Raw genomic sequence first — 11,920 nt, forward strand, 5'->3', positions numbered from 1 at the left:
TCGTAATGCTGAGTTATCTACAAGCAAACAGGATCAACAATTTTAACCTGCTCAATATTGCGAATGTTCTCAAGTGTGGCATCATCAGCGCATCCATCAATTGCTACAAGACAGACAGCTTCGCCGCCTTCAGCCATTCGGCCCATAGAGAAGGTCGCAATATTGACCTTGGCATCACCCAAAAGCTGTCCGAGCTTACCTACAAAACCGGGCCGGTCATCATTGCGGATATAGAGCATATCTTTGGCAAAGGCCGCATCCATTGGCACGCCGAATAAGCGCACAATACGAGGTTCGCCGCGATAAATGGTGCCAACAATAGCGAATTTACGTTCTGCCGTTGTGACCGTGACGCGGATAAGACTCTCAGCCCGTTCCGCTTCATCGACATAAGACTCAGTCAATTCAATGCCGCGCTCTTTCGCCAACACAGGGGCCGAAACCATATTGGCTTCGGGCATGGCATTTTTTAATAGTCCTGCCAGTGCTGCTGCCGTCATGGGCTTGTTGTTAAGCTCAGTTATGCCGCCTTTATAGGTCATCTCAACGGCCTTGATGGGTGAGTGTAAGAGCTGCCCCATCATCGTTCCGATTTTGTCCGCAAGATCTACCCAGGGCTTTAGGCGCGGGGCTTCTTCGGCAGAGATAGACGGCGTATTCAAGGCGTTGGATACAGCGCCTGTGAGAAGATAATCCGCCATTTGTTCTGCAACTTGTACTGCAACATTTTCTTGAGCTTCCAACGTTGAAGCGCCGAGGTGGGGCGTTGCAATAAAGTTAGGTGTTCCGAATAGTGGATGTTGCTTCGCGGGTTCCACTGCAAAAACATCAAGTGCCGCAGCGCGGACATGACCGGCTTCGAGCGCGTCTTTCAGCGCGTCTTCATCAACCAGACCACCGCGCGCACAATTGACGATAATCACGCCCTTTTTCGTCATGCCGAGGCGTTCACGATTGACGATGTTCTTGGTGCTTTCCACTAGCGGTGTGTGCAGTGTAATTGCGTCTGCGCGTTGGAAGAGCGTGTCCAGTTCCACTTTTTCTACGCCTAGCTTCACCGCGCGTTCTTCAGTTAGGTAAGGGTCAAAGGCGATGACTTTCATTTTTAGGCCCAAAGCACGTTCCGCAACGAGCGTGCCAATATTACCGCAGCCAATCAGGCCCAGCGTTTTGTTAAAGAGCTCTACGCCTTTAAAGTCAGACTTCGGCCATTCGCCGTCTTGTGTTCGAGCGGACGCAGAGGGAATTTGACGGGCGGCTGAGAACAGCATTGCGATAGCATGTTCGGCTGTGGTAATAGCATTCCCAAAAGGGGTGTTCATGACGACAACGCCGCGATCTGTGGACGCTTTAATATCAATATTGTCTACACCAATGCCTGCGCGGCCAATGACTTTTAGGTTTTTTGCGGCGGCAATAATTTCAGCATCAGGCCGGGTCGAAGAGCGCACAGCTAACCCGTCATAATCGCCAATGATTTTGATAAGTTCGTCTTTTTCAAGACCTGTGATAACGTCAACATCGACGCCGCGATTTTTAAAAACTTCCGTTGCGGAAGGGGACATTTTGTCAGCGATAAGAACGCGTGGTTTTTCATTAGGCATTTGTTAGCTCCGCAATTTTGGTTTCAAAGGCCCAATCTAGCCATGGTGTTAAGGCTTCTAGATCGGACTTTTCAATGAGCCCTGAGGCCCACACTCGGAAGCCAGCCGGAGCTGTTTTATAGGAGCCAAAGTCAAGCGCGACATTTTCATCACCGAGGAGTTTGACAATAGATTTGGCAAATGCCGCTTGCTCATCTTTCGGCAATGCCGTGATACGCTCATCTACGATTTTCATGCATACGCCCGTATTTGAACGCTCTTCTGTTTTAGACGCTAAGTTGGCTATCCAGTCCGTTCGCTCAATCCAATCATAAAGGACTTGAGCATTCGCATCGGCCCGATCATGCATGAATTTTAATCCACCATTTGCTTTGACCCACTTCAGAGCATCGAGATGGTCTTCAGCGCAAAGCAAAGAGGGCGTGTTAATTGTAGAGCCTTCAAATAGGGCTTCATTCAACTTTCCTTTGGAGGTCATGCGGAAAATCTTAGGCAGAGGCCAGGGGGGTGTATAGCTCTCAAGGCGCTCAACTGCGCGGGGGCTTAGGATAAGCATACCATGTGCTGCTTCGCCGCCCATATTTTTTTGCCAACTATAGGTGAGCACATCGACTTTGTCCCACTCAATATCTTGTGCGTAAACTGCGGACGTGGCGTCACAGATTGTAAGACCTTCGCGATCAGCAGGGATGAAGTCTGCGTTAGGGACGCGTACGCCAGCAGTGGTTCCATTCCAAGTAAAGACCAAGTCCCGGTCACCAGTGTACTCATGAAGGGGGGGTAAATGACCGTAATCGGCTTTTAGAATGCGCAAATCATTAAGAGGCAAAAGCTCAGCATCTGTTATCCATGCATTTCCGAAATTTTCCCAAGCAGCGACATCGACGCCGCGCGGCCCGAGCAGTGACCACATGGCCATTTCCACAGCCCCTGTATCTGAGGCAGGAACAATCGCGATGCGATAATCAGCAGGGACTTCCAGAACTTCGCGTGTAAGGTCTATAACTTCTTTTAATTTGGCTTTCCCGAGCGCAGAACGGTGCGAGCGACCCAACGCGGCATCGCTTAAGGTATCTAAAGTCCAACCTGGACGTTTCTTGGTGGGACCCGCACTAAAGCGGGGATCAACGGGCTTGACCGTCGGTTTAGAGGCTATTGCCATGATATATCTCCAGCATCGGCGTTTTTGTACCGATATCAAAGTGCGCCTCAGTGGGGAGACGTGGCCCAAAGCGCCTATAGCTAAGCAGGGTTGGACTCGTCAAGAGATAGAACTGAATACCGTGTTCACAAAACTCTGACTGGCTGTGATGAAAATTAATGTTATGAATATCAAAAAACAGAAAGAGGATATCATGGCTCAAGAATTATCAGAATATGTTCCCCCCAAAGTTTGGGAGTGGGACCAGGGCGATGACGGGAATAAATTCGCGAGCATCAATGCGCCAACATCCGGAGCACGAGAAGAGAAAGAGCTTCCAGTGGGAGACCACCCTTTGCAGCTTTACTCTCTTGGAACGCCCAATGGCGTTAAGGTCACAATCATGCTCGAAGAGCTTTTGGCCGCAGGTCATAGCGGCGCGGAATACGATGCTTGGCTCATAAACATTATGGATGGTGACCAATTTGGCAGCGGATTTGTCGCGGCGAATCCTAATTCCAAAATTCCGGCGCTTATGGATCATTCTGTCGATGGTAACCCGCAACGCGTATTTGAGAGTGGCTCAATTCTATTTTATTTGGCTGAAAAGTTTGAGGCCTTCTTGCCCAAAACCGGCGCTGCCCGGGCTGAGACGATGTCTTGGCTGATGTGGCAAATGGGAAGCGCGCCATATCTGGGCGGCGGTTTTGGTCATTTTTATGCTTATGCCCCGTTCAAGATTGAGTATGCAATCAATCGTTTCGCGATGGAAGTTAAGCGCGAGTTAGACGTTCTGGATAAGCAGCTTGAGAAGACTGAATTTATAATTGGCGATGAGATGACCATAGCTGATTTTGCCATTTACCCGTGGTATGGTGGGATGGCCCGCGGACTTCTTTATGAGGCGAAAGAGTTCCTTTATGTAGAGAGTTATAAGCATTTAGGCCGTTGGGCAAAGCAACTTTCAGAACGTCCAACCTTTCAGCGCGGACAACTCGTGAATCGTCCTTGGGACAAAGAAAAAGGCTTAATTGAACGCCACAGCGCGGCTGATTTTGAAGGAAAAATTTAGGTCCTAATCTTAATTACCCTATAAGGCTTGTAATCACGCGGCGTTTTCCAGTATAGGGGCGACGCCCGTGCATTACGCGGTAATTATCAATCAAAGCTACATCTCCTGCTTGCCAATTAAGGTCATAGGACAAGGAATCTGCCAAAGTTATTGCTGTATTTAAAGCTTCTAAATCTATTGGAGAATCGTCGCCATATGTTATGGATTTTGATGGATCGTTTCGGGCATCTTTCCAGCCACGAAATGCAGCAATGAGCTGATTAAAGAAGCTTGTTTCGCCTTTGCCAATGTCTCGAATAGCCTCCAATCGAGGTGTCGTTACCTTAAGAGCCCCGCTTGGAAGCCAATCCCAACTATAACCCAGTTCTGAGAGCCGCGTTTCCACTTCATTGCGGCTAGTTGCGCTGAAAGTGCTTTTCCAGCTGCGGCCTTGTCCAGAGGCTATATCATCTTCTTCAGGCATAATATTAGTATATTTCACGCCTTTTCCTTCAAAGGCCGCGACTAATTCCGGTTCAGTATCTCTGAGTTTTTGGAGCAAAATATCTGAACGACACAGCGGAGTTGCACCTCCTGTCTCAGGGGCTACCATACAAGAAAAGAAAAGCTTGGAGGGGTAGAGCGGCGTTTGCGCCATTTCATGGTGTAAGAAAATTTCTACATCTTGCGGCGCTTCATTCGCTGTAAAGACACGGGGTGTTAAATTCACGCGGACTGCATTTGAGAGCGATTTTTCATAAGTAAATCCATCTTCTCCATAAGCTTCAATCACATTATCAAGCTCTTGCGCTGACCCGATGTTGAAACCCCTGAATAGCACCGTGCCTGTACTGGCGAGACGCTCATCAATGTCGGCTTTATTCTCCATTATATATTGAGGAAGCGGGCTAGCGATCGAAGCTATAATGGCGGGGAAGGGGATATCATTCCAGATTTGTGTCATTTTATGTCTCGAAATTCAGCTTTATAGCTCTTCCTGTTTCAATAGAGAGGTGTGCGGCAGCCCCCATTTCAACTGAACGTAAGCCATCAAGCGCGGTAACGGTTGGTTTGGCACCTGTTATAACCGCATGTTGGAAGTCTTTAAGCTGAAAATAAGTGGCTCCGTGGTGATCACCTGCCGCTAAAGCATGAGGAGGCGTCTCAATATGTTCTGTCCAACCACTTTTCAGGCTCCGCGGTGTCCAGGTTAGGTCTGCTCCCGGAATTTTGACATCCAAGCGCCCTTTATCGCCAAGGGTATAGATGTCTTCCTGTTGCTCTTTATCATTGGCAAACATGCATAAATCTAGCACGCCGCGTGCCCCGCTCTTAAAATCTACGATAACATATGCGTTGTCCAAGATGTCCGGTATTCGGCCATCATAGCGCTCATCAAGATGGTTCACATCTTGAGCGCCTGATGCAAAAATTTGCACAGGTTCTTCTTGCATAATAACGCGCATAAGGTCGAAAAAGTGGCAACATTTCTCAACCAAAGTACCGCCAGTATTTTCAGAAAAACGGTTCCAATCTCCTACTTTTTTTAAAAAAGGAAAGCGGTGCTCTCGAATGGAAATCATGCGCGGTTTACCCGTTAGGCCCGAATGAACATGCCGAATAAATTCAGTAATTGGGGGCATATAGCGATATTCTAGCCCGGTCCACATGATCGCGGGATGTGTTTTTGAAAGGTTGGCCAGAGCTTTAGCGTCAGCCACGGTGGTGCAGAGAGGTTTTTCAATTAAGAGCGCTGTCCCAAATTCTGCTATATCCGACACGATTTTATAGTGGGTGAAATTTGGCGAAGCGATAATGACGGCATCTAAATTTTCTGACGCCATCATTTCCATGTAATCTTCGTATTGATTGACTTTCTGTCCCGCAAGTTTGCCGGATGAGGTGAGAGAGCCCGCATCAGGATCCGCAATTGCGACAAGCTCTGGGCCGTCAACAATTTTTATGTTTTGGATATGTTCGCGCCCCATCATTCCGGCACCGATGAGGCCGTAACGCCGTGTGTTTTTATCAACCATAATGCTTACGGCATTGCCTCACCGCGATACGCTTCTACGATATCATAAAAATCACGTGCAGTGAGAGGAATGTCTCCGGCTTTGGCTGAGTCGATTATACGCTCTGTTTTTTGTGTACCGATGATGGGGATGACATCTGCGCCATGGTGCGTTGTAAAAGCCAATGCAATATGCGTTCGTGTAGCGTTATGTTTCTCAGCCAGCCGGTCCAATGTTTCTGTTATTGGGTTGTTTTCAGAGAATAAGCGGCCTCCTGCCAGGGGTGACCAAGCCAAGGCTGTTGCTGTCATCTCCTGGCACCAATCCAAAGTGCCATCAATCAAGGGGGCTTGCTGGAGAGCAGAGAATTCCGGCTGCGTTGTGATGATTTTTGTGTCTAAGTGAGCTTGCAAAGCGCGTGTTTGAGATACTGTGAAATTTGAGACGCCAATATATCTGGCTTTACCTGCCAAAACGATGTCATTCAAAGCGCGTGCTGTTTCGGCCATATGGGTTGTTATGTCCGGGCGATGAATTTGGTAAAGGTCAACGGCGCTCGTTTTTAAGCGCGCCAGAGAGTTATCTATGGCTGTCATGAGATAATCATAGGTGGTGTCATAGGGGCGAACAGCATCAATTCCGCCTTTAGTTGCCAAGATCATTCTGCCGCGTAAATCCGGAGAGGCTTGTAACACATTGCCCAGAACCTCTTCGGCACCGCCAAAGCCCCGTGCTTCGCCAAGCCCGTATATATCAGCTGTATCGATCAGCGTCATACCTGAATCTAGAGCTGTTCTGATTTTTCTATCAGCCTCTTGGAGGGAGCTTTCAGCAAATCTCCAACAGCCATATCCGATGGCACCGACGTTTATTTTAGAGGAACCGAGTAGTGTTTGTTTCATTGATGGGGACTTTAGGACGTAAATTTATTAGGACTAACTGTTTTTGAGAGCATCCTCTAACATTTTGTCGAGTCTTTTAGTATCAGCTCCCGCGATAAAGTCGTCATTGATAACAAAAAACGGCGTTCCTGTCAGAGACGGGATACGGTTAGCTAAGAGAAGTCCGTCTTCAAGCTGACGATCCATCTCAGGGTCTTCCATATCTTTCTTGAGCTTTTCCATACTCAAACCTGCTTTCTCTGCAATAGCTAGAACTCGGTCTTTGGTAAGGCTTCGCTCATTCATCATGGAAAAATGCATTGTTGTATATTTGCCTTGGCGTGCAGCGGCGAGGGCGGCTTTCGCCGCGTTACGCGATGTTTTCGTGCGTCCGTCTAAAATCGGTAATTCTTTGAATACAACGCGCACATCGTCCGGATATTTATCCATCACGCCTTTCAGCCAATCAGAAGAGTTCTTACAAAATCCGCAATTATAATCGAAGAATTCAACAATTGTGACTTTGGCGTCTTTAGGGCCGATTGAAACGTCACGAGGATCCTTGAAAAGTGCGTCTGAAACAGCGGCCAACGCAGCACGGTCTTCCTTTTTATCAAGTTCAATTAGCGCTTCCCTTAAAATTTCAGGGTTTTCCATCAAATATTCTTGGATGATTTTCTCAACATCGGCGCGCTTCATATCTCGGCCTTTTGACTCTGCTTCTGCGCAGCCCGAAATGGCAATTAGGGAAAGGGCCAGGGCGCTGGCGGCAAAATTTTTCATGAGTCATCTCCAATGTTCGGTGCGTATCTAGGCCATATAGCTTTAGCTTGGCTAGCTATAAGTGGTAAAGGTTTCGTGACTAACGCGATGCAGGGCAGGTGAAACCTGCATTCCAAATTTGCTAATTTGCAGTCACGTTGAAAGTGAGAGGCTTAGGGCCCCGTCTGCGGCTACGCTTTTTTGCAAGCTGAGCATCAGAGACGACGATGATATCAGATGCTCTGCGCCATTGCGGATCACCTCGGACTAAATCATCCTGGGCGCGTTGCGCAAACGAGCGCGCACGCTGTAAATCGCCAACCGCATAAGCTTGTTCGGCCACAGCGTATTTTGCGAGGGCGTCTTGACCCAATTCGCCGTAAGCGCGTGACAAGGTGTACCAAGCATAACTGTTATCTTGCTCGACGGTCAAAGCTGACTTTAAGAGGTCAATGGCTTCATTGACACTATTACGGTCAGAGGTTTCCAAAAAGGATTGTGCCAGAGCAATTTCCAAAAGAGGAGCATCAGGTTTAAGCTCAAGGGCTTTTCGCGCAGGTTCAATAGCTTTTTCGCGCTGACCACTTTCATATAAGATTTGGGCTTTCAACTCGTGGAAATACGGATTTTCAGGCTCTTCTGCAATTAAGCTGTCAATCTCGCGAATTGCGTTTCTTAAGTCTGCAGCTCTGAAATGTGCAACAGACCGGGCATATCTCGCAGGCTGTGATTGGTCGTCCGGCGGATATTTCGAAAAGACAACTTGCGGACCTTCCAGAAAGCCGCGCAATTTCGCTTTCGCCATTTCGAGGCGGTGCTGTTCGTCATTCGTATCTTTGACATGCGTAAACTTACTTTCCTCTACGCGTTCGCGAAGAGCATCTATACGGTCAGAGGATAAAGGGTGACCCCGGAAATAAGGATAACGCCGTGCATTAGATAAGACCTCTTGCGCGCGGAAACGGTCAAAAAAGTCAATGAGGCCTTGGCCGGATTGACCTGTAGCTTCCATATATTGCGCCGCATATTGGTCAGCAGCAGACTCGTTGACACGTGAATAAGCGAGGGCTTCGATGGCTCCGAATTGCTGGGAGCCGCCCAGAATAAGCGCACCTGCACTGCCTTCACCTGCCAGAATAGCGGCAAGACCGACACCAGCAGCAATCAGCATTGCGCCGTAAGCAGAGCGGTTGCCGTAATCACTGCGCACAATATGCCCTCCGGCAATATGCCCAGCCTCATGAGCTATAACACCTTTAAGCTGGTTGGGCGTATCCGACTGCAAAATAATCCCGCTATGCAGGAAGATATTTTGCCCGCGCGTCACAAAGGCATTAAGGCTCGGGTCATTTACAAGATAGATATCTACAGCAGAAGGGCTCAGGCCGGCTGCCCGCAGAATTGGTGTTGTGTAATCCTGCATTGTTTCTTCAATTTCAGTATCGCGCAATAAGGATTGTGCAAAAGCCGGCGCGGCATGCATGATCGAAACAATCATCGCCAAAACTATGGCAAAGAGGGACTTTAGTGAACGGTTTAACACGCAGTAAGATTCCTTTAAAGTTTGCTCATCATACCCTGAAACACGCAGGTCACGTCAAGTTACCCACACGTAACATTACAGTGAAATATCAGTTTGTTTAGCTTTCGATTGAGAGGCTCATAAGCCTTAAAATAATAGGTAAAGCAATGTAGAAAGCCGCAAGTAATCCTAATATGATTTTTACCCAAAGTTTTGGAAATCTTTTCCACAAAATAAATATAGAGGTAAGAGCAATGAAAATTTCTATAAGGCTGACCCATCCTGCGTGATGCTCGCGCTCATAATAAGAAAAAGGCGAGATGAAGCGCCAGTCCGATAGCGGCCAAAAGTGACGATAGGCATCATGGTTATGAACGGGAAGGTCGGTCGCCATATGCGTTAGAGCTGCAAGTGCAAAAAAAAGGATGACCTTACCCCATGTCTTGGTACGCATGATAAACCCTAACAGCGCTAAAGACAGATAAATCGGAATTGAATTAAAATAGGCGATGAGATTTTGCATAGGTTCTGCAAAATAAAGCTCTCGCCATAATGTTTCGCCGGAAACGCCATTTACTAAGCTTTGATAAGGCGCCCAGATATAAATAACAGCATCTGGGATTATCGATCCGGCAAACACGGCCCAATTACGTTTTCGATCTCCAGTTTTAGAAAGGAGGGCCAGTGCCAGTAGCGTGTGTGTGGGTGAATTCATGCGATCTTCACATCGGAACTAAATTGCCGTTCCGGATGGACGCCGACCCAATTTTCATCCACATATTTTTTGATTGCCGCGTTATCCACCTTCATATCTCCCGTGAGGGGGAATAGACGATCGAGCACGACTTCTTTCTTAGGGCCGTCAAAAGCGCATATAAAGACAGGCACATTTGCCGCATAGGCCGCGCGAAGATAACCGGTCTTATATTTGGGTACGAGACTGCGCGTGCCTTCAGGCGGAAAGCCGACACAAACTTTATCCTCGGATTCGAATAACTCAAGAAGTTGCTCTACGACATTGCTGCCTTTGCCGCGATCAACGGGATAGCCGCCTAATGCGCGAAATAGCGGCCCCATAGGCCAGAAGAACCACTCTTTTTTGATAAGGAATGTGTATTTAAAGCCCGAAGCGAGCATTGCCAGTGAAGCTGAGATCGCGTCCCAGTTTGAGGTGTGCGGCACGCCTATAATTACAAATTTCGGAACATCCGGCATTTTGCCAACGAGTTTCCAACCGGTTAATTTAAGACCAAAAGAGCCCAAAGCCCGCGTAAAAGCATTTCCCATGCGTGGGGAAAACTCACTCATATGTGGGTTGTTATATTTCATGAGACTTATGTAATATTCTGCCTGACGCCTATAAAGTTATCTTGGACATAAGCCTTTACTCTCGCGTTATCAATATCGACATCGCCGGTTCGAACAAAGGAATTATCAATCCGGATTTCACGGCTAGGCTTGTGCAATCCTGTCATTGTAATTTGAACGTCAACCGCATTTGCAATGCGCAGATAACCCTTCTTGAAATGTGCCACATTTTTACGTGTGCCTTCTGGGGCAATGGTCAGCCAAGCTTTGTCATGCTGTCCATACCAATCAACCATTTGCTTGGTAATATCAGATTTTTTTGAGCGGTTTACGGGCACGCCATTCATAAAGCGGAGCAGGCCGCCAAAGGGGAAGAAGAAGGCTTCTTTTTTCATGAGCCAGTTGAACCGGATGCCAACGGCCAACATAAAGCCCATCGCCAGAAAAAAATCCCAGTTGGATGTATGGGGCACACCGATAATCATGCCTTTAGGTGTGTTGGGTAGCTGACCAACAATTTTCCACCCCATCAAGAGTAATACCGTTCTGCCGATCCAACGGGTTACCGCGTTGCCCATTGTTGGAATTTCGGGTGACATATGAGGGCTGAGATATGACAGGGTGTTAGCTCTTCTCCGGTCTTATGCCCACATAGGTCTGGTCGTAATAGGCTTTGATGTCTGCATTGTCCCGTTCGATGTCGCCTGTCAATGGCCAAACGCGGTCTAACGAAATCGCCTTGTTTTTACCGTCCACAGCGATAAGAAAAACGGGAACTTTGGCCGCATAGGCAATACGTAAATAGCCTTTTTTGAGGGTTTCAACTTTGGAACGCGTGCCTTCAGGAGTCAGCCCCAGATAGGCTTTTTCATTGGCGTTGAACCAATCGGCCATTTGGACGGTGACGTCATTGCGCGCCTTGCGATCAATGGGCACGCCGCCCATTTTTTTGAACAATCCGCCTAAAGGCCAGAAGAAGGCTTCCTTTTTCATCATCCAGGAGCACCGCAGCCCGGCAGCTTGCATGGCCGCTAAAGCCAATATCAAATCCCAATTCGATGTATGAGGCATTCCAATGAAGACGACTTTGGGTTCTTCCGGAAAGGAGCCTGTTATTTTCCAGCCCATAAGGTTTAAAACGCCGGCTCCCAGCCAGCGCGTCAGGCGATTGCCAGATCGCGGCTGATATTCATTGGTAACGAAATCGTATTGTGCCATGAACGTCCTTTGTTTGGGCGGGGATAGCTAAATTTACCCGCAACCGCAATCCATGACTTGCGGGATTTCCACCCCCCTGCTAACTCGCGCATTAAGTATTTAATGGAGACTCGCGTGAGTGACCCTGTTGGCGCCGTAAGCGCCGAAGATGTAAAGAAAATCGCCCGTCTGTCGCGGCTGCATGTGGAGGCGGATCGTCTGCAACCGCTCGCCGATGATTTGAACGGTATTCTGGGCTGGATTGAACAGCTTAACGAAGTCGATGTTGAGGGCGTTGAGCCGATGACATCCGCCGTGGATATGTCCGCGCCCATGCGCAAAGACGAGATTTCCGATGGCGGCAAGCGTGATGAAATCTTGAAAAACGCGCCTAAAAAGGATGACGGCTTCTTCGTTGTCCCAAGGTCGGTGGAGTAGG

Annotated in this window: 13 protein-coding genes; 2 read left to right on the top strand and 11 right to left on the bottom strand. The window is 48.2% G+C overall.

Features of this window, described 5'->3' with window-relative positions; genetic code table 11:
• Window positions 1-17: 17 nt before the first annotated feature.
• A complete protein-coding gene (gene serA / locus F569_RS0109040) occupies window positions 18-1,604 on the bottom strand; it encodes a phosphoglycerate dehydrogenase (RefSeq protein WP_026941937.1) in 1,587 nt (528 codons plus the stop codon).
• Window positions 1,597-2,766 carry a phosphoserine transaminase gene (locus F569_RS0109045; protein WP_026941938.1) on the bottom strand — a complete coding sequence of 390 codons (1,170 nt, stop codon included), beginning with the start codon at window positions 2,764-2,766 and terminating at the stop codon, window positions 1,597-1,599. The genes serA and F569_RS0109045 overlap by 8 nt, the downstream gene beginning before the upstream one ends.
• A gap of 193 nt (window positions 2,767-2,959) precedes the next feature.
• Here F569_RS0109045 and yghU point away from each other — a divergent pair, with 193 nt between their 5' ends.
• A complete protein-coding gene (gene yghU / locus F569_RS0109055; RefSeq protein WP_026941939.1) occupies window positions 2,960-3,817 on the top strand; it encodes a glutathione-dependent disulfide-bond oxidoreductase in 858 nt (285 codons plus the stop codon).
• Between the two features lie 13 nt (window positions 3,818-3,830).
• Here yghU and F569_RS0109060 read toward each other — a convergent pair whose 3' ends face one another.
• The 9 genes from F569_RS0109060 to F569_RS0109100 all read right to left on the bottom strand — a co-directional run bounded on the left by F569_RS0109060 (window position 3,831) and on the right by F569_RS0109100 (window position 11,502).
• A complete protein-coding gene (locus F569_RS0109060; RefSeq protein WP_026941940.1) occupies window positions 3,831-4,760 on the bottom strand; it encodes a TauD/TfdA family dioxygenase in 930 nt (309 codons plus the stop codon).
• A 1-nt stretch (window position 4,761) separates the two neighbouring features.
• Entirely contained in the window at window positions 4,762-5,832 is a 1,071-nt protein-coding gene (locus tag F569_RS0109065) for a Gfo/Idh/MocA family protein (protein ID WP_026941941.1), read from the bottom strand.
• Window positions 5,833-5,837: 5 nt separating this feature from the next.
• A complete protein-coding gene (locus F569_RS0109070) occupies window positions 5,838-6,713 on the bottom strand; it encodes an aldo/keto reductase (protein ID WP_026941942.1) in 876 nt (291 codons plus the stop codon).
• A 33-nt stretch (window positions 6,714-6,746) separates the two neighbouring features.
• A complete protein-coding gene (locus tag F569_RS0109075) occupies window positions 6,747-7,475 on the bottom strand; it encodes a DsbA family protein (protein WP_026941943.1) in 729 nt (242 codons plus the stop codon).
• Window positions 7,476-7,596: 121 nt separating this feature from the next.
• Complete coding sequence (locus F569_RS17325; RefSeq protein ID WP_233353630.1) at window positions 7,597-8,997, bottom strand: M48 family metalloprotease; 1,401 nt, start codon at window positions 8,995-8,997, stop codon at window positions 7,597-7,599.
• A 97-nt stretch (window positions 8,998-9,094) separates the two neighbouring features.
• Window positions 9,095-9,691, bottom strand: a complete 597-nt coding sequence (locus F569_RS0109085; RefSeq protein ID WP_026941944.1) for a zinc dependent phospholipase C family protein — start codon at window positions 9,689-9,691, stop codon at window positions 9,095-9,097.
• The gene (locus tag F569_RS0109090) at window positions 9,688-10,284 is read right to left on the bottom strand and encodes a 1-acyl-sn-glycerol-3-phosphate acyltransferase (RefSeq protein WP_026941945.1); all 597 of its coding nucleotides are present in this window, start codon (window positions 10,282-10,284) and stop codon (window positions 9,688-9,690) included. Before F569_RS0109090 ends, F569_RS0109085 begins: the two co-directional genes overlap by 4 nt.
• Before the next feature lie 26 nt (window positions 10,285-10,310).
• Window positions 10,311-10,883: a 1-acyl-sn-glycerol-3-phosphate acyltransferase gene (locus F569_RS0109095; RefSeq protein WP_026941946.1), complete on the bottom strand. Its 573-nt coding sequence runs from the start codon at window positions 10,881-10,883 to the stop codon at window positions 10,311-10,313.
• A 25-nt stretch (window positions 10,884-10,908) separates the two neighbouring features.
• Complete coding sequence (locus F569_RS0109100) at window positions 10,909-11,502, bottom strand: 1-acyl-sn-glycerol-3-phosphate acyltransferase (RefSeq protein ID WP_026941947.1); 594 nt, start codon at window positions 11,500-11,502, stop codon at window positions 10,909-10,911.
• A 114-nt stretch (window positions 11,503-11,616) separates the two neighbouring features.
• On the opposite strand from F569_RS0109100, the gene gatC reads away from it, so the two are divergent.
• Window positions 11,617-11,919: an Asp-tRNA(Asn)/Glu-tRNA(Gln) amidotransferase subunit GatC gene (gene gatC / locus F569_RS0109105; protein ID WP_233353631.1), complete on the top strand. Its 303-nt coding sequence runs from the start codon at window positions 11,617-11,619 to the stop codon at window positions 11,917-11,919.
• Window position 11,920: the final 1 nt, after the last annotated feature.

The organism is Hellea balneolensis DSM 19091, assembly GCF_000428525.1.
Classification (GTDB): Bacteria; Pseudomonadota; Alphaproteobacteria; order Caulobacterales; family Maricaulaceae; genus Hellea; species Hellea balneolensis.

Bases quoted from the DNA above. Each gene is read 5' to 3' on its own strand.
- serA (WP_026941937.1), bottom strand. From the start codon at position 1,604: ATGCCTAATGAAAAACCACGCGTTCTTATCGCTGACAAAATGTCCCCT.
- F569_RS0109045 (WP_026941938.1), bottom strand. From the start codon at position 2,766: ATGGCAATAGCCTCTAAACCGACGGTCAAGCCCGTTGATCCCCGCTTT.
- yghU (WP_026941939.1), top strand. From the start codon at position 2,960: ATGGCTCAAGAATTATCAGAATATGTTCCCCCCAAAGTTTGGGAGTGG.
- F569_RS0109060 (WP_026941940.1), bottom strand. From the start codon at position 4,760: ATGACACAAATCTGGAATGATATCCCCTTCCCCGCCATTATAGCTTCG.
- F569_RS0109065 (WP_026941941.1), bottom strand. From the start codon at position 5,832: ATGGTTGATAAAAACACACGGCGTTACGGCCTCATCGGTGCCGGAATG.
- F569_RS0109070 (WP_026941942.1), bottom strand. From the start codon at position 6,713: ATGAAACAAACACTACTCGGTTCCTCTAAAATAAACGTCGGTGCCATC.
- F569_RS0109075 (WP_026941943.1), bottom strand. From the start codon at position 7,475: ATGAAAAATTTTGCCGCCAGCGCCCTGGCCCTTTCCCTAATTGCCATT.
- F569_RS0109085 (WP_026941944.1), bottom strand. From the start codon at position 9,691: ATGAATTCACCCACACACACGCTACTGGCACTGGCCCTCCTTTCTAAA.
- F569_RS0109090 (WP_026941945.1), bottom strand. From the start codon at position 10,284: ATGAGTGAGTTTTCCCCACGCATGGGAAATGCTTTTACGCGGGCTTTG.
- F569_RS0109095 (WP_026941946.1), bottom strand. From the start codon at position 10,883: ATGTCACCCGAAATTCCAACAATGGGCAACGCGGTAACCCGTTGGATC.
- F569_RS0109100 (WP_026941947.1), bottom strand. From the start codon at position 11,502: ATGGCACAATACGATTTCGTTACCAATGAATATCAGCCGCGATCTGGC.